Raw genomic sequence first — 23,102 nt, 5'->3', positions numbered from 1 at the left:
GAAAATGTAGAATGAAATTAAAGACAAAAAACACATTTAGGAGGTTATCATGACATTTGAGGAATTAAAAAAACAAACCAACAACCTCATGGGTTGAGTATGATGAAGATGGGGAATCTTTCACTGAAGAAAATATAAGCGCAACAAATACGGCCCTTGACACTTACATTAACAATTTACAGCAATTAGGTGAGAATCCAACCGAAGCCAAAGTCATGCAATTTGTTAAAGAGATAGTTATGAAATTAAATGAACTAAATATCGAACATGACTACTTTATCGAAACAATGAAAAGAGAAGATCTCTATGAATTTATCGATGCAGCTGCACGAATAGCTGGCTTAGAATCTGAGGAAGATATAACAGAGGAATAGCGGGAGTGGTAACAAAGGCTGCATTTACTCCTTCATAAAAATTCATCCCTTATTCTCCGATTGGAAAATAAGAGACGAACAAAGACAATCTACTTAGCTCCCTTAAGGTTTTAATAGTTTAATATTTGATTTTCAAGTTTGCCTTCACAAATTCCTTTTAACACTGATAATAAGAAAAACAGGCCGTAAAACGGGCGATCAATTTGATCATATAGGTCATACGCTTCGCCAAGTGGAACATCCGAATCATGTGGCTGTTCACCCCGTAACAATTACTAACAGCGCGTAGAAAACATTTGGATAAATAAGAAGCAAATCAATAATTAAAAGATTGTAACCCCTACTATAAGAAATACTATTATTACCAAAGGAAGAATGATAATCATAAAGGATATTATTATTGTTAATAATGCCTTCCATGCTGAAAATTGCTGTGCTTCTCCTAAACATTTTAAGGAAATAACGATTGTCCAAATTCCAATAACTATATCAATTATGGCAAAAATAAGAAACAAAATCGTTAAAGTTATGCTACTATCCATTTCCGGTGTCTCACTCGTAAAGTTTTCTATCCCAAACAAGAAAAATGAAGGCACCCAAACTAATATAAGAGAATAAACGTAAGGGATATAAGAATAGGCAACTGAGTAACGTGTTTTTTCAAAGGTACCTTGTCCACCAAGTTTTTTTGCCACCCAATTAAATAACGCTGGTAGCAAAAAATAATAAATTAAGAAAGCAACGAAGGTACCGAATATAACCATTGAGATTATTGAAACTGGACTACTTATTGAATCCCCCACATTTTTAGAAGATGCTCGATCTAAAGTCTGTACAAATGAGCCTAATAAAATGAGTAAAAACACATTCTTTGGTTTGGATATAAAAATTTCTTTCATTGTATCACGTGGTTTTGTCCAAATGGAGAACCAAGGATTAAGTGCACGTTTAAATTGATTTTCTGGAGTTTCCATATAAAAAACATTCCCCTTTCTTAAAATATATTAAATATAATTTCCCAATTATCCCAGTTATGTACATATAAATATTAAAGCATAAATAGTCGGTTATTTAAATGTAAATATTCAATCATTTAATTTCATCTGAAACTTAGGGGGAGTGCTCCTTAACAATTCCCTCCACATTGCTTTGCATTTTTAACTATGGGCTGAGTAGTTACTCTCATTTTGGAGTACCTTACATTCTTTAATACACGGGATAAACAGTTATAATCTTATCCTTAATAAGAACAAACCTAATTTTCATTCCTTCAGATGTTTTACCAGAATATAATCTTCCATTTATACCTCTTTTATTGCTATAAGCCTCGTGAATGGCTTCCATAAGAAGAGTGCAATTATATACTTGAAATGCAACAAATCCTCTTTAAAAGCCTATACGTATTTTCCCTCCATCTTCTATATGCTTCCGTAAATAATAATACTTATGGAGTTCTATAATCATATAAAACAAAACAAACGAAAACACTGTGCATGCAGACATAAATACAATTGCCCCCATCTGTTGTGTTGCAATGCTAAGAATTATATTAGCAATTAACTGCCCCGATCCCGCTGCAATAGCTGCTACTTTTACACCACCATTTCCTTTTGACGACTTTGATTTTTTTCTTGGTTCCTGAAGTTTTTCAATATGATTTTTATAAAAATAATACAAAGCAAAACCATACAAACCAACTGAAAAAATAAAATAGATGGGAGTTTGTAATTGTAACACTTCATAAGCATATTTTTGCGTTATAACCAATAATCCGACTGAACATATGGCGCCATATACTCCTCGAAATAGGGTGTATTGTAATTGTCGTTTCCGAGGGTTGATAGCAATCCATATCGCCCACAAATTTAAAAAAATAACTGGAGGAGTTACTATATATACATAGAGTAATCGAAAAGGATTCGCAAAAGCGGGCAACAGAATAAATATGTCCGCTCCCACAAGAACAAGGGCAATTATTTGGAATCTTATTTCATTTACAGGATAAAGAGCCATATAATATTCAAAAACTTTTTTATTAAAATCTGTATTTTTTTTCATGTTAATTAAACCACCCCGCTATTGTTGACCAAGCTTTTTTCGAACCTGTTTTCACCATCACCATCTAAATCAACATCCCATTTTACACCTTTTGTGAAATATTATTCCCTTCTCGAAAAGAAGATCAACCCATTAATAAGATCTAGACTTATCAAAAATCTCAAAAACCTGGAGACTTTTCCTGTATCGAATCTATTAGGACTCACACCATGCGCAAAACCTTCGGCTATTGGTTCTATAAACAAAAGACATTGCAATGTTGCAAGAAATCTTAAATCATAGCACACCACAGATTTTCACTTAAATATATTGGTATCACTAAATAAGAAAAAAGTAATATCTTAGTTACATTTCAAATTTTCAAAATAAAAAGGGCATACCCCTTTCGGAATTGCCCTTTACCTTAAGAGTATATGTCAGCTTATTATTTATTTCTTTTCACAAAATGATGAATCCCTTCAAAGATTACTTCTTTTAGAGCTTCTGCATAATCCGAATAACCTTGTTTCCCTGCAATTATTTCCAATAATCCCCTTACATTCCCATCAAGTATTATAGTAACTCCTGGCGTTAGTTCACCAGTTTCTTCATTCTTAAATGTTTCTTTTATCATAATTAATTTATTTTCTTCAATGACCTAATCCTCTCTAACTAAATAGCTTTTATTCTTATCTTCCCAGTATCTATATTCATAGGGTACTTTTTCATCAAATCGCTGTAAATACCCTCTCCAGTTATTCGGAATATATTCTTCAAAAGATATTGATTCCGGATAATTAGAATAAAAAATTAAACGCTCAAAATCTATTAGGAAACATGGATTATAATCATAATAGGCTTCTTCTCTATTAGTTCTTAGTTCCCTTAAAAATTCTAACCTAATATCTTCTGTAAATCTTTTATATTTTTCTATTCTTTCTAAAAAGTTAGCTATTGTAGTCTCATTTAAAATACTAATGCCTTTTCTTTCTTCTGGATATTCACTAGGAGAATAACCAGCTTGATTATAATCTAAACACCATAAATCCGATTCATTTATATACCAATTGAGCTTATTTTTATATTTTACACCCACTATAATATTTTCGGCGTATAAAGGCTTAATCATTTAACTCGTTCTCCTCTCTTACTTAATAAGTTTAGCATTTCGTCCATATTCTACCAACCACCGACTAGTGGGGTCAGGTAATTCGTATGCAATACCTTCAAATCCATATTTATCAAAAGTACCCTTGTCAACAATTTTAGGAGCTGTTCTACCTTCGTTAAGTGGATTAGTTTTATAATCCTTCTGAATAAAAACAGCCTATGTAGTTATACAGGTTCTTCAACCATAAGTAGTTGTTTTCTTCCGTAAATTACAACCTTTTTTGTCCATCCTTTTAAGAGAACAATAGAACCATTTGGTAAAAACTTTTCTTTAGAAAATTGCATAATTCCCCACCCTTGCTTTATCTAAATGTAATTCTATATTCATGATGTTGCTTCTCCCTTTTCTTTTCCGCATTCTTTACTGACTATAGGAGAACCACGATTATATACTTAAAATTCAATACAGACTCTTTAAATGGTTTCATGTGTTCTACCCCCATCTTCTATATGCTTCCTTAAATAATAATACCTATGGAGTTCCATAATGAAATGAAACAACATAAACGAAAGCATCGAGTATACACACATTAATACAATTGCTACCATCTTTTGTGTTGCAAAACCAAGACTGATATTAGCAATGAGTTGACCCAATCCTACAAAAGCCAATACTCCGAAACCAGAGTTTTTTTTCGATGACTTTGATTTTTTGATTGGTCTCTGAAGTTTTCTAATATGATTTTTATAATACTGATTCAAAGCAAAAATATACAAACCAACTGAAAAAACAAAATAGATGGGAGTTTGTAATCCTAACATTCCATATGCAAACTTTTGGGTTATAACTAATAATCCTACTGAACATACGATGCCAAATACCCCGCGAAATAGAATGTATTGTAATTGCCGCTTCCTAGGATTTATAACAATCCATATTGCCCATACATTTAAAAAAGCAACTGGTGGAACTATTATGTACATATATATCGGTTGAACAGGATTTGCAAAAGCAGGTAAAAACACAAATATATCTGCTATCCCAATCACAAGAGTAATTATAGTCGATCTTATATCATTTACAGCATAAAGAGCCATATAATATTCAAAAGCTTTCTTATTAAAATCTATACTTTTTTTCATGTTAATTACCCCCCCTGCTATTGTTCCAATCATTAAAAGTTTCATAGCTATTTATTCTCTTTTTTCTAAATTTATCCATAATATTATAAGCAACTATATTCCATATTAAAGAAAGTACGGTAACAAAAAGTACAGCTAAAGAAAAATAAATCCTATCCTTCCATGTATCATGTACAATCATGCCCAGTATAATCATTATTAACGCACCAACACATATAACTATTTTTGAAAATTTTTGCGTTCTATTATCTCGCTTCCTTCTCAAACTTAAATGAAACTCCTGTGGAATCTATAACCATACCCACCTATTATAATCTCACCTTTGACACTTCTATCATAATCACCTAATACATGTATATAATCAGGTGTCTTAATTTTAATAATTTCCGCTTCATATGTTTGCAATACTATTAACGTTTCAAATGTCTTTTTATACATTCCTTATTTAACCCCAAAACATTAAAATATGAATATTATAAAAATTAACTATCTACTTCCCATCAAAATTATGGTAATCCTATTAAACCTGGGGTTACCCCTTCTACCTTTGCCCATCCAAACGAGCACTCAACTAACATTTGATTCTTACACTTAATTTTTAATAAACCCTCTTCTTCTATCGTATTTATTTCAAAATAATCAATTATATTTTCTGTCCCTAAACCTTTTATTGTTAAATTATGAATAGTAAAGAAAGATATCTCTACATAAATTACATCCCACTTATTCCATCGCTTTGGCTTGTTTTCAACATTTTCCTTTGTCATCAATTGAATAACTAAAGTCGGACCATCTCTTTTAAGACGCACATCTAATAACTCTGATTCTTCCAAATTTGGTATTTTCCCAAAAATACTAATTAACGCTTGGGGATTTAAAAATTTAAATTGATCAATCATTTTTATACTCCCTATTTATTATTTCTCTTCTCAAAATAATAATGATCCTCCATACCATCTACCTGTCCTGTTCGTGTATTGTATTCAGGTCTTACATTATGATGCAGTGGATGATCTCCAACTCCACCTTCTCCAAACTTATGACCCTCTGAATGATCTTGATTCTCCTTTTACTTCATATGTAAATTCTCGAGTCATAATAGGCTGTTTATTATCATTTAATATCCTTTTACCATTACTATCTGTTAATGGTACCATTTTTTTACTAATCGGGTGTTGAAATCTAGGTATATTTAATTGTCTTTTAATTTCTTTTAAACTAGCCCCCTAGATTCATGAAAATTTTCCCCCTCAATCTTCTTAACTTGGGGATAATATTAAAAAGACTTATGCGTAATTCACATAAGTCTTACTTTTGTTACTCATAATTAATTATTATTTGTCTTCGCAATCACATAAGCTAGAAAACATTTCTTAAAATGATGAACCAATAATGCACACTCTACAAAATAGAATTGATATCTATTAAATATAATAATCAGGATTTCCTTCCATTTTTATTAAAAATTCTTCTAAAGAATCCGCTATTTTCGTTGAACCATAATATATAGGACATTGACCTAATTCATTTTCCTGCTTAAATTTAATTGTTAAAAAGCTAATCTCTGATACTTCAAAAAACACTAATGATTCATCATCATCTACATCATCTAGGTTGGGATTATATTCATAAATATCTTGTCTTAAACGAAAATCTACAATAGAAAATGGGTCCATGAATCTGTTAATAAGAGTCTTATTAGTCTTTAAAAATCCATAGCCAATTCCCTCATAAAAAAGCTTTAGTTCTTTTGGAAACTGCATTTTCAACAAACCTTCTGCTTCTGCTATCTCTTCTTTTGGTAAAGGATAAAAAATATATTTTTGTTTAGAACGGGCACTTCTGTCTACTACAACATATTCTTTCAAAAAATTAAACATATTTTTTACTCTCCCCTATTAAAGAAGGGTTATTTTTAACGCTTCCTCAAGCATTGTATTAAAATCATTATATGTGTTCATTACCGTACCTGATGGTTTATCAAGTTCTAGATAAGTACCGTCTGATAAGTTTTTACAGAACCATGCTATATTTGAATCTCCAAGGAAAAGATACTCTTTTTGAAATTCATTTTCATACCAAATCTCATTGGTTTCTATAAGCCCGCAAATTGATTCGTCCCTTTCTGTATCTAACAAATAAGAGTCAACTCCATAAAGTACTAGCCCGTTAAAATCTAATCCATTTACAGTTTTAAGAAACTCCTCACATTCAATCGGTAGGTCAACATTGAAACTCTTTTTCATGCGTTCTCTTAATTTCTTAACTTCACTATCTGTTGCTGGTGTATTCAGTTTATCATTAAAACTTTTCTCTATTTTTTCAATTTCTAAAATCAGATTTTTCCACATATAAATTTCACCATTGCTTCAGCTTGAATCAGTTCAAAAATTTCTTTTTCATTTCCCTCATAATTGTTTAACATTCTTAGAATTTCTAAAACCTTTGCATCCATGTCACTAACTCCTATCAATTATTTTAGGACTTTCTTTTACATGTTTGCTTCTGCAATCCTATACCTCTATAAATTCAAAACCTTTTAAATCACTTTCTAACACTGTATTTCTAAATTCATCTGATACAAAAACGGAAGGAATATGTAATATTTCATTTAAGTAAACTTTAAATATTGTTTGGTTCTTAACCATATTAGGTAAGAATGCGTATTTTTTGAAATCTATTACTAAGCCAGAACGTAGTTTCTTTAGTATAGCTTTCTCATAGTCAATAGCATCTATTACATTTAAAACGTTAATTATATAATACACTTCTCCTGTCACATCATGAATTAGGGGAAAAAATTCTACATTATCACCAAGTATAGACTCTAAGAATTTTTTAGCTTTCCCACTAACCATCGGTGTACCAACTTCTCCTCAAAAATGAGGCAAATCACTTTGATTTCCTTCTTCTACACATTTAATACGTATTTCTCCCCATGAATCAGATGCTTTTACTGCCGAGTCAATTTTTCCTTTAAAATACTTTTTAGAATCTTCTTCTAAATTCAATAGTTGAAAGGATTCATAGTCATCAAATGAACTCTTTAATTCCCAAATTTTCATTTTTACTCTCCTTTGTTATAGAACGACTGGTTGCACTTTGAATCCTATCAGAGGCTGATCCCATTTTCGTAGCAATTTTCGTTGCTGTTTGTAAATTACTTCGAAATTGTCTCATTCTTTCAAAAAGTTAAACATAATTTTTACTACCTCCTTACTAAAGAAGAGTTGGTTTCAATGCTTCCTCAAGCATTGTATTGAAATCATTATATGTTTCCATCACTGTACCAGATGGTTTATCAAGTTCTAAGTAAGTACCTTCGGATATGTTTTTACAAAACCATGCTATATCTGAATCTCCAAGGAAAAGGTACTCTTGTTGCCACTCATTCTCATACCAAATCTTATTATTTTCTAAAAGTCCATAAACTGTTTCATCTCTTTCTGTTTCTAGTAAAGAAGGGTCAACTCCATAAATTATCAGACCATCAAATTCGAAGCCATTTACAGTTCTAAGAAATTCCTCATACTCATTAGGTAAATCAATATTAAAGCTTTCTTTAACACGTTCTCTTAATCTTTGAACTTCAGTATCTTTTGCTGGTTTATTCAGTTTGAGGTTAAAACTTTTCATTGTTTTTTCAACTTCTAAAAGCGTATCTTTCCACATATAAAAACCTTCTTTCTCAATTTATTCCCCTTTAGGATAAATATTATATTTTGGTATAGGCCAATCTATATCAATACTATCTCCATGAGTTAAGTCTTTAGTTAGTGTTTTTTGTGTATTAGTAATAGCCTTATGATATGGATGATTTTGTATTAAAGTTAAATTTTCAAAGTCATTTGTCCCCCCATCATCTAAGGGGAGGTTATGATGTACTTGCCACCCTGATGGATTTTTTCCTTTTTTCATATTTTCTATTTCAAAATCTGGTATACCCGCTTTCTTAAGTTCAAGAATCTTCTCAGGATTAGTTGCCAAACTGTAAAGGAATTCCTTTTTTACAGTATTTTGAAAAACCTTTCTAAGTTTTGCAGCTTCTTCTCGAGTTCTCTTAGAGTAAGTAATTTCATCAACTTTAACATCTTTAAGAATTACATCTTCTCCATATAATTTACCAACAAAAATGTCACCATCCGTAGTCCTCTTAGTATATTGATAAGGTGATAGCTTATCCTTAGCTGTTTGATAAGTATCAATAAAGCTAGATTTTAAAGAACTTCCCCCAATACCAGCATAAGCAAAACGGTTTCCGATGTTTAAATTAAAATTATTTAATACGTTTATTGCATTTCTATATGTAGCAGAATTAGTTACTCTGGACATACCTTTTGTTAGATTTGCAGTAGTTGCTACCTTCGATACTTTACTTAATCCTTTATCACCAATAAGTCCTAATCCAACTTGTGTTAAAGCATAACTTCCCCATTTAGCACGACTTTCAGCATCTCCATTTATTACATCATTAATAAATGAATCTGACAATGCATTATACATGGTACTAAGGGTATCAATAGGGTGCAAAGCAGCGTTCCCCATGTTTTCCCACGTTTCCCAATCTCCTAAAGCTTTTATTCCGTCTATTGTATCGCTAACTGCTTGTCCCGTACCATCTACAATGCCGTCCCAAATTTTTTCACCAGTAGATTTTTCAGGTAGCTTACCACACATTTCACCTTCTTCAATTGAATTGGCAGCTTGTCGTGCCCTCTCTTCTGTAATTGCTTGAATTGAAGTTGTCCATTCCATATACAACCCTTGTGTACTAAATGTACCACTTGCAGGACTAAAACCTTTTCCACTTTGTACCTCTGCTAAACCTTGTGCGATACTAGCAGCTAGTTGGAGTGCTGTATCATAATTACTACTAGAAGTATAATTAAATTCATATAGATGTTCTAATTTTTCTTGCAGTTTTTGCCTCATAACAATAAAAAGATTTACCATGGCATCCATACCCGGCATTGGCATAGCTTGACTGATGGCTTCCATACTTGCTTTCATTCGGTCAATTTCTCGAATTTGTTCTAATATTTCTTGTTCAATTACATCTGTGGAAGCGACTTGTGATTGAAAGTCACTTGGAAAAGCATCGTTCTGACGAATTAACTCTTCACACAGATAAATGATTCCTTGTGCTAAACGACGAAAGGTTTGTACAAAAAATGCTTTTGCACTACTATATGTTTGCCCTTGTAACACAGTATCAGTTGCAAAAGCGTCAATCGACTGAATGGCTTGTTCCATACCTTGAATGGTGGCCGTACATACAGCATTCATACTTTGAGTTTGGTTTTGTACTTCTCCCAAATACATATTTAAACTCATGAATTAGCCTCCTTTACTAATTGTTGTTGCTGATATGAAAGGTCATTTTCTAGGTCACTAAGATCTCGTTTCTCTTTAAACAATGTTTCTTTTTGGCTTTCCAATTCAAATGTAAGTTTTCGTTCTATGTATTGTGCTTCTTGACGCATATCCATAAAAAACAATGACATTTCTCTATCTTTATGCCAAGTTTCTAAAATTCGATTAAATAAACGATTACTTCTATTTTTCCATTCATAAAAATTTCGTTCCACATGTTCCTGAGTTTGAATTGCAAATTGATTTCGATCCTGTTCTTCGAATACACTTTGTAGTTTTTGATTCAATTGATTAATTTGTTTTTCAGTATCTTGACTCATCTTTTCCCCCTACCCTTTTACTTTTATCAGATGGTCACATTAGCGAAAGGTATTATGAAGTTCATTATCCATTCTCTCAAACTCGTTAGATACCGAATGAATATTATCAACCGCTTGTTGAAAGGCGGCGGAAAATTGTTTCGCCAAGTCTAAAACTTGCTGATTCGCTTCTTGTGATTTGAAGTTAACAGACAACGTTGTACGCGTCGCCTTTGTTATAGAACGACTGGTTGCACTTTGAATCCTATCAGAGGCTGATCCCATCTTCGTAGCAATTTGCGTTGCTGTTTGTAAATTACTTTGAAATTGTCCCATTCTTTCAAATCCTTTCTATAAATTTTCCAAATGCATTAAAGAAATCTCATTATATATATCCCTATCAATATCACTCGCTCTAGGCATGCAATCAAATGAGCCATACAATATAAGCTGTATGGCTCATTTGAAATGCTTGTTATATAGGGTAAAACAATTTTTATTTCAAACCGAAATTACGTGATAATTCTTCATCATGAGAAGCAACAGCCTCTGCAGTTTTATTCAGCTGCATATTAATTTCTTGTAATAGCTGTGCAAAGTTTTGTACTTTTGGCTTTAATTCATTGAACTGTTGATCAAAACCTTCGAAAGCACGACCTTCCCATTCTCCTCTTAATTCATTTTGTAAGTTTTGTAGTTGACTTAAAATATCCTCAATTTGATTTGCACCTTGTCCATATCGAGCAGCTTTCGATTTAAGCTCCTCTGGTGACATGCGAATTTGTCCAGCCATTTTCATTTCCCCTTTCATACATAATGAGTAACATATAAATTGGTTATTTTTACTAAATAAAATTCATAATATTTTATTATGAATTTTTAAACATTTTATCTTTCTATTGAATATTAGAATATTAATATTCTATTTTTTTTGCTTTACAAAATTTTATGCAAAAAAAGAGGAGCCATCTCCTCTTCATAAATAATCACTATTTAATTTGTTCCTTATACTCACGGTTAACAACTACATACCATTTTCCTGTATCAAATTTTTCCTTATTAATCACGTAAACTTTACTTTCTCTCATTACCTCCCCTGGTTTTAATCCCTTAGTAATACTAGAGGTCTCGCCTTTTTCAACCGCATAACTACTAGCTGCCAACACATCACTTTGGTAAGCATTATCATTTTCATCCACTAAATCCACTGATGGTAAAACGGCTAATTTCATCGGTTCGTTTGTGATATTTTTCCCTTCTGCTTCTACAACAATAAAGACATGTCCATCTTCAGGTTTTTGGAATCCTATACTCTCTTTACCAACCTTATCTCTTTCTACAACTCTTTTTACAGTTACATCAAATTTAGGTGTATGAAAATCCTTGTTTACAGCATACTCTTTTTCTTTTATTTTTGATTTCTCTTTTGCTTGTTCTGTATTTTTCTGCTTTGTATTCTCTTTCGTTTGCGTCTCATCAGTCGTTTGCACTTTCTTTTCTTCTTGTTTAGAATTGGTTTCTTTAGATTCTGAAGAAGTTTTGTCGGATGTATTGCCACAACCAGATAAATTGAATACTAAAGCGCCACCTAAAATACATGTAGTAAATTTTTTCAACATCTCTTTTTATCCCCCAATAACACGATATATAAATTCCTTACTTATCATAGCAAAAAATATGATCTTAAATTGTTGTAATGTGTCGAATAATTAAGAATAATCAATTGCTTTTACGTAAAATAAGAAGACCATGAATAATTAACCTCGTAAAATGAGTAAAAAAACTAGCAGCTTACAGAAAACCCCTCTAAAATGATTGTTATATATGACCGAAAATGTAGAATGGGATTAAAGACAAAAAACACATTTAGGAGGTTATCATGACATTTGATGAACTGAAAAAAAACAAACCAACAACCCAATGGATTGAGAATGATGAAGATGGGGAATTTTTCACTGAAGAAAATATAAGTGCAACAAATAAAGTTCTTGATACTTACATAAATAATTTAGAGCAATTGGGAAAAAATCCAACTGAAGTTGAAATAATGCATGTTGTTAAAGAGGTTGTTCTTAACATAAATGAATTAAATGACGAACATGACTATTTTATCGAAACAATGGAAAGAGAAGATCTCTATGAATTTATCGATACAGCAGCAAGAATAGCTGGTCTAGAATCTGAAGAAGACATAACAGAAGAATGGCGTGAATGGTAAAAAGTTGCATCTCTAATAATTAGAGGTGCAACTTTTTTCATACACCAATTGAATGAATGATGTGATGTCTGCGCAGAATTCATATATTTCAACATAATATTAAAAGGCTTCAATTATAAATACTAGCACACCCATCCTGACAAAAAGACCACCAAAAGTCAGTCTCAAAATTCAATCTTATTCCCTACTCCTTGCTCCACCGCTCTCTCATACAAATACTTCGCAACAATAATATCTACTACTGCCAAACCAACCGATTTAAAAACAGTAATCTCTTCATCATTTTCGCGTCCGGCTTTTTCTCCGCTTATGATTTGACCAAGTTCAGCGTGAATGGCGTTTGCTTTGAATAGCCCTTCTTTTATTGGAACTTGAAGGTCTCCTGTTTCGTCTAGTGCTGCTTCTTTTGATTCGACTACTACTTTGTTTGCTTTAGCTATGGCGTGTGAGGGTAGTTCTTGCATGCTCGGTCTGAATGAGCCGACGGCGTTTACGTGGACGCCTTTTTGTAGTGTTTCTGAGAAGACTGGTGTGGATGCATTCGTAGTTGTGACGATGATGTCTGCTTCGCTTATTGCTTCATTTGCATTTGTGTGAACATATGCAGGTTTGTTGAATCTCTCTTGTATATATTCCGCAAATGCATACGCCTTTTCTTCTGTGCGATTGTATAAGATGACTTTTTCGATATCTCTAACCGCAAATATTGCTTCGGCAATTCCTTTCGCTTGTTCGCCCGTGCCGATAATGCATAAAGTTTTTGCGTTATGACGAGCTAAATATTTTGTCGCTACTCCTGATAAGGCGCCTGTTCGGATCATCGTTAAGTACGATCCTTCTAAAAGTGCGAGCGGTTCTCCCGTTTGAAAGTCTGATAGCATCACAATCCCGTTTATCGTTTTCTTTCCTATCTTTTTGTTCTCTGGGACTACTGTTACTACTTTTAAGCCAAGTGCCTCAAGCCCTTCCGCTACTGAGGGCATAATTAATGCCGTATTTTTCTCGTTCGCAAATGGCAATGAGCCTCGAATTGGTGTGATCGTTCTTTCTGCGGAAAATTCTTTTAAAGCAAGCGCCGCGTATTCAATGACTTCGTTCATATTTACTAAGTTTCGTTGTTCGTTCGCGCTTATGACTAGCATATCTTTCCACCTCCTCCTTCTATCCTAACAAAAATCCTCGATTCAAATCATCTCTCGGGTCTACAACGAACTGATGAAATCCTGTAATAAAGGCATTCCCCGTTACTTTTGGAACGACAGCTTCATATGTATCTACTGCGGTTACCGACAATACTTCCCCCTCGAATTTCCCGTCAGTAATGCATTCATGGACGAAAATTTCTCCCTTTTGTAAAGCATCTTTTCCAAAAAGAGTTGCGATTCTTGCGGAAGTTCCTGTACCGCAAGGAGAACGATCTATTTGCCCATCAGCAAAGATTGTTACATTTCGTAAAGTTGCGTCTTCTCCTTTCGGTTCATCTGAAAAGATAACGCCGTATATTCCTTTCAATCCTTCTTCAAGTGGATGTTTCACTTCCATTTTGCTCTCTATATAATGTTTAATTTTACCGCCCCACGTTTGAATAGCGGGCAAGTCTTTAAAATCAACTTTCAAACCAAATTCTTTACAGTCTACAACAGCGTAAAATGCTCCTCCAAACGCGATATCTACTTGAAATTCATAGTTATCTATTTTAATAGGAACGTCTTTTTTGTATACAAATGAAGGAACATTTTCAAATGATACAGATTCTACTTCACTCCCGTTATATTTTGCATACGCAATAACTTCTCCGGCTGGGCTATCAATAATGAACTTTTGTTTTTCACCCTTTACTTCAAACATGCCTGTTTCAATTCCAACTGTAATGACAGCAATAATGCCATGACCACACATCGTACTCCATCCTTCATTGTGCATAAATAAAACACCAAAATCAGCGTGGGCACTTGCTGGCGGTGTAATGATACAACCGTACATTCCGTGATGCCCCCTCGGTTCATACATAAGAACCTCACGAAGATGGTCCAAATGTTCCATGCAGTACGCGCGTCTTTCCAGCTGCGTTTCCCCTTTTATTTCTGGCACACCACCCGTAATAATTCGAAGCGGCTCCCCAGCTACGTGTGCATCAATCGTTGTATATATTTTACTAACCTTCATTTCTATCTCTCCCCTATACGTTGATACTCTTTTCATTGCAAATATCATGCCAACGCATAGGGTATAAATTTGTATACATTGTTTAAAAAAGCATACATTACTGTCTATTTTTTTATACACTGTCCAGAGGCTATGTTATGGAGCCCCTTGATACAACCAGTCTTATTATTTTCACTGGAAAGTTACTTCTACCCCCAACATATACTGTTCAAAAGCAAAAAGGAAGTGATCCCATGTATTACGGAACAAAAGGCTGGTACGTAGCTGAACTAAAAAAATTAGGCGTACGCTATCATGAAGGACGAAAACTAGAAAGTTACCGCGGACACATCTTGCGCAATTTACTACTTGCACAACAAGAGAAATTAAAAGAACAGTAATATTCTAATGTAACGATATCGGCGATTCTCGGAATATATCAGCGATTTTTTAAATTTATCAGCGATTCAACACAATATATCAGCGATTTTTTAAATTTATCGGCGATTCGACATGCAATATCGACTTACCGACAAATTTCGCTAATTCATCTACCTAAACCACCAACCAATTACACATCAATACAAACAAAAAAGGTCACCCAAACGGGTGACCTTCCTTTCTTATTCACAAACAAGAATCTGTCTAGTAAATGATCCTTTTCTTGTAATACAGCGATCTGTAATTTCGAATCCTGCTTCATGGATCATGTCGTCCATTGTTTCCATCGTGACAACGACTACTTTTTTCGCGATGCGGCGTGCACTTGAGAGAATTGATAGCTGATCTTCTGGTGTGGCGTGCGTAAATAGGTCGTACGGCATATCGATAATGGCAACGTCGTAGTTCTCAGTAATTTCCTCGATTGGACCTTTTGTTACTGTTCCTTCAAATCCGAAATGCGCGATATTTTTTCTCGTTCCAAGAACTACAAGTGGATTTATATCTCTACCAACGATGTTAATCCCCATAGAAAGTGCTTCTACTACTACTGTTCCAATACCGCAGCACGGGTCAATTGCTCGTACTCCCTCTGGATTTGGTACAGCGATATTTGCAACTGATCTCGCAACACGTGTGCTAAGAGATGTCGAATAGCTATGCGGTTTTTTTATGTGATGATACCAAACTGGTTCGCTTTCTACATAGTGCCCGAAGTACCAGCGTCCTCCAAGAGGAACAATCCCGAATACACGCTCTGGATTACGAACATCCGCTTCTCCTTCAATATGCATGCCGAGGTCTCTTTCAATAAGACGTCTTTCTCCATATTCAATTTTATTCTCTCCAACGAGGTCATTGATTTTAACGAAGATAACTTTAAATGTCGCTCCCGCCAAATCAATTTGTTCCACTTGTTTTAAGATACTTTCTAAGTCGTCCCCTTCATACATAACTTCAACGCGCTCTTTTATAAACGCACTTCTACTCGGGTCAATTTTGACATCACTTTTTAAAATATTAACGTGGGACTCCATTCCAAAGAACGAGCGCATTTCCAAGTAACATAAAGCACGCTCCTCCTCACGAAATGCATACGTATATATACAGGCAGGTGTTTTACTATGATTATTCAATCTATTATCATCCTCTATCGTTTAAAATTGTTCTGATTACAATTACTCAAATACTTTTCTTTTGTATATAAAATTAAATGATATCATATGCCGGAAATAAAGAGAAACGTTAATAAATAAAAGAGACTGCCAATGGCAATCTCTTATTATTTATTAACGGAAAGAAGACACGTTGTTACCCATTTCTTCATAGTAATCTAAAATACCTTGATAAATTGCTTCCGCTGCACTTTGTCTCTGCGCTGGTGTAGCTATTTTATCTGCATCACTTTTATTATCTACAAATGCTAATTCTGCTAATACAGCTGGCATTGTATTTTCTCTAATTACGTATAAATCGCCTTTTTTCACACCACGATCTTTTGTTCCCAGTGCATCTACAAGACGTTCTTGAATTTTTTCTGCTAGTAAACGACTTTCTGATACGTTAGGATTTGTTCCTCTTGCTGTCGCTGATTCATAGTAAAACGTTTCTGTACCTTGCCCATTTTTACTTTCCGTACCATTACCATGGATACTTACAAAAATATCCCCATTATTTTTTTGAGCAAATTCTACACGTTTCTTTAAAGAATCAGAAGCACTTGTTCCTGGACGTGTATCATCTGTACGAGTGAATAACACAGTAAATGGTGTCTTTTTCTCAAATATCTTCTGTAATCGCAATGATACATCTAATACAGTTTCACTTTCTTTCTCATAATAACCTGGATTACCTGAATCAACTCCACCATGACCTGGATCAATGATAATCGCTTTGCCCTCTAAGAAGTTACCTTGCTTCACTGGATTTAATTGATTTTTATTAACCCATTGGAAACCAGCGCCCATGCGGATACGAATCCAGCTGCCGTTCTCTTCAATAACAGTTACTTGCTGTGCGTTATGTGTTCCCATTACTTTTGAAGAAGAAGAAGCTTCTGCATAAGTAGTGAATCCTTCATTAATAACTTCTGTTTTCTCTACTAAAGGTGTCCATTTATCACCTTTACTTGTTGCAATTTTGATCCATCCATCTCGCTCTTCTTTAATTTCAACCATTTGTGGATTATGCTGATTTGCACTAATCCCAGAACTTAATGATGGTGCGTGATATGTAATGAATTTTCTATCTATGTACATTTTCTTTGTTTCTACTGGACGATCACTATTCTTGCTAAATTTATCTGTTTGCGCAGTAAGTTGAGCTGCTTGTTCACGCGTAATAGAATCATTCGGTTTCCAGCCATCCTCTGTACCTAAAGAAAGTTTTAATTCTACTAAAATATTAACTTCTTCTTTACCCCAATGATTCTCTAAATCAGCAAATTTTGTAGGAACTGGTCCTGTTACTTTGCTTTTCAGATTATATGCTCTTACAAGCATAGCTGCCATTTCAGCACGAGTTACTTTTCCTTCAGGATCAAATACTCCTGGTTCTCGCCCTTTAATAATATTCTCTTTTTCCATGGCTGCAATAAATGAAGCTGCCCAACTATTTTTTGCATCATTATAAGACGGCTTTGCAATTGGATCTATTTTAGCACCAATTGCTGTTGCGATAATCTTTGCTGCCTGAGCGCGTGTTAAATTTCCGTATGGCATAAAGTTACCATCTGGCATACCGTTAATTACATTTCTCTCTACTAAATAATAAATTGCGTCTTTTGACCACGCACTATCTGAAACATCAGGAAATTTCTTCGTTTCTGCTAAACTACTAATTGGATGTGCTAGTAAATTTGCTGCTAATAAACCTGCGGCTATTGCTTTGTACTTCATGAAAAATAAATCTCCTCTCAAAACTTCATATTCATTCATTTTTTTAATCAAGCTAACTAAAAAATATTAACTATTAATTAATTCCTTTCATAGTGTATAACATTATATATCTATAGTAAATACGTTTCCGGCCGTATAACAAAAAACGCATATATATAACTTATAATGAATGTATATAAAAAACTTTAATCAGCCCTCACCAATCGGGCTTTTACGAGCAGCTCGCCTCCATCTAACTTTTTTGCTTTCGCTGAATTTTGAGGTAGGAGTCTTACTGCCCGGCAAATAGCGGGATAAAAAAGCGATTAGGACATGTCTCCTAATCGCTTTGCCAAATAAAAAGCTGATTAAAAATAATATCTTTAATCAGCTCTCTATTATCTATGAAATTATTCTTCAATTAAATTAGACATTACATATGCATACACTAATGCTTCTGTATGCGCAATAGAACTTTCATGCGTACGTTCAAATGCGTGGGAAGAATCAATACCCGCTCCAATTAACGCATGTTTCACATCAAATCCCGCGCGAATCGCAGCTGATGCATCAGATCCGTAGTACGGATAAATATCTACTTTATATTCAATATGATTCGTTTTCGCAAGCTCTACTAAATGTTTGCGCAGTGCATAATGATACGGGCCGCTAGAGTCTTTTGCACAAATAGATACTGTATATTCATCAGATGCTTGTCCATCACCTAACGCTCCCATATCAACTGCTAAGTATTCAACAGTTTCTTCTGGAATGTTAGAGTTACCACCGTATCCAATCTCTTCATTATTAGAAATTAAGAAATGCGTCGTATATGGTAATGTTACGTTTTCGTCTTGTAATCTTTTAATTAATTTTAATAAAATTGCAACACTTACTTTGTCATCTAAATGACGTGATTTTATGTATCCACTCTCTGTAATTTGAACGCGCGGATCAAATGAAACGAAGTCTCCTACTTCAATTCCTAATTCGCGTACTTCATCAGCTGAAAATACGCGCTCATCAATACGAACTTCAATATTTTTCTCATCGCGTTTTGCTTCACCTGCATCTTTATATACATGTACAGATGTTTGATGCATTAAAATCGTTCCTGTATATGTCTTGCCACTTGATGTTTCAATTTCGCAATATTCCCCTTCTACAGAGTTCCAGCGAAATCCACCAATCATAGAAAGACTCAGGCGACCGTCAGGCTTAATTTCTTTTACCATCGTACCTAACGTATCAACGTGTGCCGTTAATAAGCGGTGCTGCGCATCATTCTTCCCTTTTACCGTTAAAATAAGAGCTCCCTTATTATTACGTTTCGTTTCTACGTTCCACTCACTGACATAGTTTTCAATGAAATTAATAATTTTTGCTGTATTTCCAGATGGACTTGGAATAGAGACAAGCTCCTTAATCAGTTCCATCGTTTCTTTCGCATGATGTGCCATTGTCGTTTCCTCCTCATTTTCTCTACTATTCAGTATACAAAATTCGCCAGAAAACCTCTACTTATATGGCCTAATTTTCTAAATTGTAGTAAAATTCTTTTTAGTATACAAAAGGAGCCTTGAAATATGAATATATCAAAAAAATATATACACATTGCACTCATTTGGTTTTTAGCATCATTATTTTGTTTACAAATCTCTTATGCCGTTCATACTACTACTTCTATTACAATCGGCTGGATATTAACAGCTATCTTCTTCATTATTAGCTTCATTGCAACAAGAAAGCATAGCGTTACTCATTAACGCTATGCTTTTCCTATAAAACTATTCTTCTGAAACGTCTAATAAATAAATCCCTTTTTCAAATCCACCGCGCTCTATCTCTTTTTGCTTACGAAGGCGTTCTACATCTTCAATCGATGCACCTTCTGCACGTGCTAATGAGATGATAACTTCTAGCGCATCCGCAAGAGAATCTAGCGCATGTTCGCGTTCTTTCATAGAAGCAAATTCACGAATTTCTTCCGTTCCAATTTTCGCTAAAGCTTGTATGTATGCTTGCCCTGTTAATTTTTGTGCTGTATATGTTTTTCCAGACATTAAAATCTTCTCTGGAACACGATCTCTTACTAACTTGTTATATGCTGACATCATTCATCCTCCTATATTTAATAACATCCGAGCTCTGCTTTATAGAAAAACCATTTTTTCTTCACGCATGCACTTAACATATCAATTTCTGATTCATGTGCTCTTACAGGCGGAAAGAAATAATGCTCTGAGTTTTTTTCCTTACCATATAGAGTTTGGTACTCATCTGGAATCGCTTCTTTTTTCACATCTTTTTCTTTCGTCACCCCGTCAGAAAATGCAACACTTGGATGTCCCTTAAAAAATAACGCAGTCCGAACTGCCAAAGATGGTGTACTATGCAAAGCAGAATATGTAAGCAAAATAATAGTAATAACACCGATTATTTTCTTCATGTATTACTCCTAAAAAAAAAGTGCTAACACAATTATACTAAATTGTGTTAGCACTTTCTCCCCTTTATCCCGAATTAACGAGCTAATAATCAGTAAGGAATGGACAAAATCCTCACTTCACTTTATTCCCCTTTAAATGCTGGTAAACGTTTCTCTAAAAACGCAGCAATACCTTCTTTATGATCCGCTGTTTGTCTCATTGCATATTGACCACGCTTTTCTAATTGCAATGTTTGCTCTAAATTAGAGCGATTTACTTCACATAAAATTTGCTTCGTTTGAATCATTGCTTTAATCGGTTTTTGTGACCATTCATTAATTTTTTGTTTCACAGCCGTTTGGAAATCTTCGCCGATTACTTCATCAATTAAGCCGATATCAAGCGCTTCTGTCGCTGATAACTTCTTACCTTCCCAAATAATTTGCTTCGTCATATTTTCACCCACGCGCTTTTGAAGGAAGAAATGACCGCCTCCATCTGGAATTAAAGCGATTCCAATAAAGTTCATCGCAATAACAGATGATATATCCGCCATTACATAATCAGCTGTTAACGCAATACTTAACCCAAGACCTGCAGTTGGTCCATGAATTGCACTAATAACAAGCTTTGGCATCGTATATAACGTCACGACAACTTCAGAAATAGTATTCATAATGCCATCAAACTTACTTTCATCATTACTTGAAAGCATCGATTTAATATCCCCACCCGCAGAAAAACCACGGCCGTTCCCGCATAACACAACGATATGCGCAGAACTTTCCGCTACTTCTTTCAACTTTTGTAATAACTCTTTTAATGTCGGCTCATCTAACGCATTTAACACCTCTGGGCGATTGACCATAACCGTTGCAACGTGGCCTTCATATTTCACAACGACAGATTCTGTTTTACTTGTTATTTCCATTATATATACCCCTCTTTTCTCCATAAAGATTATACTTATATAATTATAGAAAACCACTGAAAAATCCTTCTTTTTTCTCAATTTTCTGTCTAATAATCTCGCAATTTGTACATTTACCGTATAAAACATACAATTCCGTTGAAAAATATAGAAATTAAAGTCGGTTTATCCATGCTTTTCATCTATTTACCATTACAATGAAATGGTGTATTCTTAAGTTTGATAAAAAACAAATATTGAAATTCATTCGCCTTACTATGTAAAAAAGGCTTTATACCCATCTTTTGGGTGTTGTAATAAAGGAATGAAGAACTGGAGGAACATATGGTTAATAAGTTGAAACAAACGGATAACTACTTCCCACATTTCCTATTGCTATTCATTGTGTTTCAACCAATTTTAGATTTATTAACATCTTTTTCAATCTATATACTACACATGAGCGCAACAGTTGGAGTTGTAGTCCGTTTCGCCTTTATGCTTCTTGCATTAGGGTACCTACTTCTTCATCACAAACAACAAGATGCGAAAAAGTACATCCTCTATTTATGCTTACTCGGGATCGCACTCGCAATCGGTCTTGTAAATAATATGATGGTTAAATCTCCAGTTTCATTTGGAGAAGAAGTTAAATTCATTTTAAAGAGCGTATATCCAATTGTGCTACTGTTTGGATATATTATCGCCTTTAAAGAGCTAAAAAATAAAGAGTATGTATTCCATAAAATCATTACATATTTCTTATATGCAACTTTAATTTTAAGCATTACAATGATCGTTGCAATGCAAACTGGAACGGATTTCCCAAGCTATCCTCACTCAAAAATCGGTTCAAGAGGTTGGTTCTTCGCTGGAAATGATTTAAGTTCTCTTTTCGCCATTATGTTCCCAATCATTGTCTTATATTCGATTCATAAAACAACTTCTTTCTCGAAAATATATTACTGGATTCCAACAATACTTGCGATGTATGCAAGTATTATGGTCGGAACGAAAGTCGGATATGGCGCAATTGTTATTACATTAGGCGTAGCACTTTTCTTCTCATTCATTGAATATATGATAAATCGTAAAAAAGAAGGAAAAGGATTCACACATATTGTAAATACCGTTGTTGTCGCAATTATACTAGGAGGTTTAATTGCTCTTACACCGCATACTCCTATCGCAAAAAATATGGGCATTCACATGCAAATATACGAATACAAAAAATCAGTGCAAGAAGAGAAAGATCGAAAAGAAGGAAAAGTAATTAAAGCAGATCCAGAAGATGCAAAAAAACATGCAAAAGGTGAACTTACAGATTCTGAAGTAAAAAGTTTAATTTACAGTGATCGCGACAAATTTTTAAAAACATACAAACAATACTATAAAGACGCACCGCTTTCACAAAAACTATTCGGAATGGGTTACGCTGGTAACTACACAGATAAAATTAAATTAATTGAAATGGACTTCCATGACCTATTTTTCGCATTTGGAATTGTCGGTTTCCTTATTTACTTAATACCTCTTCTATACTTTGGTATTAAATTATTTATCCGCATGATCACAAACTTTAAGAAAATCATGAAAGTAAAGTATATGCTATTAGCGAGCACACTCATTCTATCACTTGGCATTGGCTTTATGTCTGGCCACGTATTAACAGCGCCAGCCGTTAGTATTTTCTTCGTTGTTATACTCGCTTATATCATTGTTGATTTTGAAATTGAATAAAAAGAAG

29 protein-coding genes and 5 pseudogenes are annotated in these 23,102 nt (G+C 34.0%); 6 read left to right on the top strand and 28 right to left on the bottom strand.

The genetic code is table 11. From position 1 onward, the window contains the following. The first annotated feature begins 49 nt into the window (after positions 1-49). A pseudogene (locus HMPREF1014_RS32200) lies at positions 50-374 on the top strand (hypothetical protein). A gap of 110 nt (positions 375-484) precedes the next feature. On the opposite strand, the gene HMPREF1014_RS31635 reads toward HMPREF1014_RS32200, so the two are convergent. The 3 genes from HMPREF1014_RS31635 to HMPREF1014_RS16590 form a co-directional block, all read right to left on the bottom strand. Continuing rightward, the gene (locus tag HMPREF1014_RS31635) at positions 485-646 is read right to left on the bottom strand and encodes a hypothetical protein (protein ID WP_043308073.1); all 162 of its coding nucleotides are present in this window, start codon (positions 644-646) and stop codon (positions 485-487) included. Positions 647-697: 51 nt separating this feature from the next. After that, the gene (locus tag HMPREF1014_RS16595) at positions 698-1,348 is read right to left on the bottom strand and encodes a Yip1 family protein (protein WP_000449734.1); all 651 of its coding nucleotides are present in this window, start codon (positions 1,346-1,348) and stop codon (positions 698-700) included. A gap of 412 nt (positions 1,349-1,760) precedes the next feature. Next, positions 1,761-2,432 carry a hypothetical protein gene (locus HMPREF1014_RS16590; RefSeq protein WP_000742405.1) on the bottom strand — a complete coding sequence of 224 codons (672 nt, stop codon included), beginning with the start codon at positions 2,430-2,432 and terminating at the stop codon, positions 1,761-1,763. Between the two features lie 101 nt (positions 2,433-2,533). Between HMPREF1014_RS16590 and HMPREF1014_RS32195 the strand changes: the two are divergent. Further along, a pseudogene (locus HMPREF1014_RS32195) lies at positions 2,534-2,758 on the top strand (tyrosine-type recombinase/integrase); the annotation flags it as partial. Between the two features lie 98 nt (positions 2,759-2,856). Here HMPREF1014_RS32195 and HMPREF1014_RS16585 read toward each other — a convergent pair. The 17 genes and pseudogenes from HMPREF1014_RS16585 to HMPREF1014_RS16505 all read right to left on the bottom strand — a co-directional run bounded on the left by HMPREF1014_RS16585 (position 2,857) and on the right by HMPREF1014_RS16505 (position 11,955). Beyond that, positions 2,857-3,066, bottom strand: coding sequence for a hypothetical protein (locus HMPREF1014_RS16585; protein ID WP_043308071.1), 210 nt, complete (start codon positions 3,064-3,066; stop codon positions 2,857-2,859). Positions 3,067-3,069: 3 nt separating this feature from the next. Further along, entirely contained in the window at positions 3,070-3,540 is a 471-nt protein-coding gene (locus tag HMPREF1014_RS16580) for a hypothetical protein (RefSeq protein ID WP_000595040.1), read from the bottom strand. 178 nt (positions 3,541-3,718) lie between these two features. Next, positions 3,719-3,866: pseudogene (locus HMPREF1014_RS16575) on the bottom strand (DUF4176 domain-containing protein); the annotation flags it as partial. A gap of 129 nt (positions 3,867-3,995) precedes the next feature. After that, the gene (locus HMPREF1014_RS16570; protein WP_000748171.1) at positions 3,996-4,664 is read right to left on the bottom strand and encodes a hypothetical protein; all 669 of its coding nucleotides are present in this window, start codon (positions 4,662-4,664) and stop codon (positions 3,996-3,998) included. 1 nt (position 4,665) lies between these two features. Beyond that, complete coding sequence (locus HMPREF1014_RS16565; protein ID WP_001253181.1) at positions 4,666-4,929, bottom strand: hypothetical protein; 264 nt, start codon at positions 4,927-4,929, stop codon at positions 4,666-4,668. Positions 4,930-5,170: 241 nt separating this feature from the next. After that, positions 5,171-5,563, bottom strand: coding sequence for an immunity 50 family protein (locus HMPREF1014_RS16560; RefSeq protein WP_000566925.1), 393 nt, complete (start codon positions 5,561-5,563; stop codon positions 5,171-5,173). Positions 5,564-5,574: 11 nt separating this feature from the next. Beyond that, a complete protein-coding gene (locus HMPREF1014_RS32190; protein ID WP_242785551.1) occupies positions 5,575-5,670 on the bottom strand; it encodes an HNH/endonuclease VII fold putative polymorphic toxin in 96 nt (31 codons plus the stop codon). Positions 5,671-6,088: 418 nt separating this feature from the next. Then, positions 6,089-6,544 carry an SMI1/KNR4 family protein gene (locus HMPREF1014_RS16550; protein ID WP_000481691.1) on the bottom strand — a complete coding sequence of 152 codons (456 nt, stop codon included), beginning with the start codon at positions 6,542-6,544 and terminating at the stop codon, positions 6,089-6,091. An 18-nt stretch (positions 6,545-6,562) separates the two neighbouring features. Beyond that, positions 6,563-7,015: a YrhA family protein gene (locus tag HMPREF1014_RS16545; protein ID WP_000265784.1), complete on the bottom strand. Its 453-nt coding sequence runs from the start codon at positions 7,013-7,015 to the stop codon at positions 6,563-6,565. A gap of 162 nt (positions 7,016-7,177) precedes the next feature. Next, a pseudogene (locus HMPREF1014_RS16540) lies at positions 7,178-7,729 on the bottom strand (imm11 family protein). 1 nt (position 7,730) lies between these two features. Then, positions 7,731-7,844, bottom strand: a pseudogene (locus HMPREF1014_RS31885) (TIGR04197 family type VII secretion effector); the annotation flags it as partial. Positions 7,845-7,883: 39 nt separating this feature from the next. After that, positions 7,884-8,336 carry a YrhA family protein gene (locus HMPREF1014_RS16530; RefSeq protein WP_000265347.1) on the bottom strand — a complete coding sequence of 151 codons (453 nt, stop codon included), beginning with the start codon at positions 8,334-8,336 and terminating at the stop codon, positions 7,884-7,886. A gap of 21 nt (positions 8,337-8,357) precedes the next feature. Further along, positions 8,358-9,998, bottom strand: a complete 1,641-nt coding sequence (locus tag HMPREF1014_RS16525) for a T7SS effector LXG polymorphic toxin (protein ID WP_000056075.1) — start codon at positions 9,996-9,998, stop codon at positions 8,358-8,360. After that, entirely contained in the window at positions 9,995-10,357 is a 363-nt protein-coding gene (locus tag HMPREF1014_RS16520) for a DUF3958 family protein (protein WP_000076386.1), read from the bottom strand. The genes HMPREF1014_RS16525 and HMPREF1014_RS16520 overlap by 4 nt, the downstream gene beginning before the upstream one ends. 39 nt (positions 10,358-10,396) lie before the next feature. Next, positions 10,397-10,672, bottom strand: coding sequence for a TIGR04197 family type VII secretion effector (locus HMPREF1014_RS16515; protein WP_000529669.1), 276 nt, complete (start codon positions 10,670-10,672; stop codon positions 10,397-10,399). Between the two features lie 160 nt (positions 10,673-10,832). Further along, the gene (locus HMPREF1014_RS16510; protein WP_000918588.1) at positions 10,833-11,129 is read right to left on the bottom strand and encodes a WXG100 family type VII secretion target; all 297 of its coding nucleotides are present in this window, start codon (positions 11,127-11,129) and stop codon (positions 10,833-10,835) included. Between the two features lie 196 nt (positions 11,130-11,325). Further along, positions 11,326-11,955 carry a hypothetical protein gene (locus HMPREF1014_RS16505; RefSeq protein ID WP_000913417.1) on the bottom strand — a complete coding sequence of 210 codons (630 nt, stop codon included), beginning with the start codon at positions 11,953-11,955 and terminating at the stop codon, positions 11,326-11,328. A gap of 260 nt (positions 11,956-12,215) precedes the next feature. Here HMPREF1014_RS16505 and HMPREF1014_RS16500 point away from each other — a divergent pair, with 260 nt between their 5' ends. Next, positions 12,216-12,554, top strand: a complete 339-nt coding sequence (locus HMPREF1014_RS16500; RefSeq protein ID WP_000141768.1) for a hypothetical protein — start codon at positions 12,216-12,218, stop codon at positions 12,552-12,554. Between the two features lie 164 nt (positions 12,555-12,718). On the opposite strand, the gene HMPREF1014_RS16495 is transcribed toward HMPREF1014_RS16500, so the two are convergent. Beyond that, on the bottom strand, positions 12,719-13,696 hold the full coding sequence (locus HMPREF1014_RS16495; protein WP_000960306.1) for an ornithine cyclodeaminase family protein: 978 nt from the start codon (positions 13,694-13,696) through the stop codon (positions 12,719-12,721). Between the two features lie 19 nt (positions 13,697-13,715). Next, positions 13,716-14,768 carry a proline racemase family protein gene (locus HMPREF1014_RS16490; protein ID WP_157466029.1) on the bottom strand — a complete coding sequence of 351 codons (1,053 nt, stop codon included), beginning with the start codon at positions 14,766-14,768 and terminating at the stop codon, positions 13,716-13,718. 89 nt (positions 14,769-14,857) lie between these two features. Between HMPREF1014_RS16490 and HMPREF1014_RS31340 the strand changes: the two genes are divergently transcribed. Then, the gene (locus tag HMPREF1014_RS31340; protein WP_000433498.1) at positions 14,858-15,100 is read left to right on the top strand and encodes a YflJ family protein; all 243 of its coding nucleotides are present in this window, start codon (positions 14,858-14,860) and stop codon (positions 15,098-15,100) included. Positions 15,101-15,322: 222 nt separating this feature from the next. Here the strand turns inward: HMPREF1014_RS31340 and HMPREF1014_RS16480 are convergent, their stop codons facing one another. The 3 genes from HMPREF1014_RS16480 to HMPREF1014_RS16470 all read right to left on the bottom strand — a co-directional run bounded on the left by HMPREF1014_RS16480 (position 15,323) and on the right by HMPREF1014_RS16470 (position 19,476). Next, positions 15,323-16,276 carry a TRM11 family SAM-dependent methyltransferase gene (locus HMPREF1014_RS16480; protein ID WP_001059316.1) on the bottom strand — a complete coding sequence of 318 codons (954 nt, stop codon included), beginning with the start codon at positions 16,274-16,276 and terminating at the stop codon, positions 15,323-15,325. 153 nt (positions 16,277-16,429) lie between these two features. Then, complete coding sequence (locus HMPREF1014_RS16475; RefSeq protein WP_000875319.1) at positions 16,430-18,037, bottom strand: N-acetylmuramoyl-L-alanine amidase; 1,608 nt, start codon at positions 18,035-18,037, stop codon at positions 16,430-16,432. A 389-nt stretch (positions 18,038-18,426) separates the two neighbouring features. Continuing rightward, on the bottom strand, positions 18,427-19,476 hold the full coding sequence (locus HMPREF1014_RS16470) for a M42 family metallopeptidase (protein ID WP_000930030.1): 1,050 nt from the start codon (positions 19,474-19,476) through the stop codon (positions 18,427-18,429). A 126-nt stretch (positions 19,477-19,602) separates the two neighbouring features. Between HMPREF1014_RS16470 and HMPREF1014_RS16465 the strand changes: the two genes are divergently transcribed. After that, entirely contained in the window at positions 19,603-19,782 is a 180-nt protein-coding gene (locus HMPREF1014_RS16465; protein ID WP_001027086.1) for a hypothetical protein, read from the top strand. A gap of 21 nt (positions 19,783-19,803) precedes the next feature. Here HMPREF1014_RS16465 and HMPREF1014_RS16460 read toward each other — a convergent pair whose 3' ends face one another. From HMPREF1014_RS16460 to HMPREF1014_RS16450, 3 genes are all read right to left on the bottom strand, one after another. Continuing rightward, on the bottom strand, positions 19,804-20,130 hold the full coding sequence (locus HMPREF1014_RS16460; protein ID WP_001277349.1) for a nucleoside triphosphate pyrophosphohydrolase: 327 nt from the start codon (positions 20,128-20,130) through the stop codon (positions 19,804-19,806). Positions 20,131-20,147: 17 nt separating this feature from the next. Continuing rightward, positions 20,148-20,465 (bottom strand): YjcN family protein, encoded by a 318-nt coding sequence (locus tag HMPREF1014_RS16455; RefSeq protein WP_000720151.1) that lies wholly within the window; start codon positions 20,463-20,465, stop codon positions 20,148-20,150. Between the two features lie 122 nt (positions 20,466-20,587). After that, positions 20,588-21,400 (bottom strand): enoyl-CoA hydratase, encoded by an 813-nt coding sequence (locus HMPREF1014_RS16450; RefSeq protein ID WP_001999174.1) that lies wholly within the window; start codon positions 21,398-21,400, stop codon positions 20,588-20,590. A 300-nt stretch (positions 21,401-21,700) separates the two neighbouring features. Here HMPREF1014_RS16450 and HMPREF1014_RS16445 point away from each other — a divergent pair, with 300 nt between their 5' ends. Next, entirely contained in the window at positions 21,701-23,095 is a 1,395-nt protein-coding gene (locus HMPREF1014_RS16445) for an O-antigen ligase family protein (RefSeq protein WP_000247530.1), read from the top strand. Positions 23,096-23,102: the final 7 nt, after the last annotated feature.

The sequence above is a fragment of the Bacillus sp. 7_6_55CFAA_CT2 genome, from assembly GCF_000238655.1.
GTDB lineage: Bacteria > Bacillota > Bacilli > Bacillales > Bacillaceae_G > Bacillus_A > Bacillus_A cereus.
Note: the sequence above shows the minus strand (reverse complement) of the source record. Positions and strands in the feature narration are given on the sequence as shown.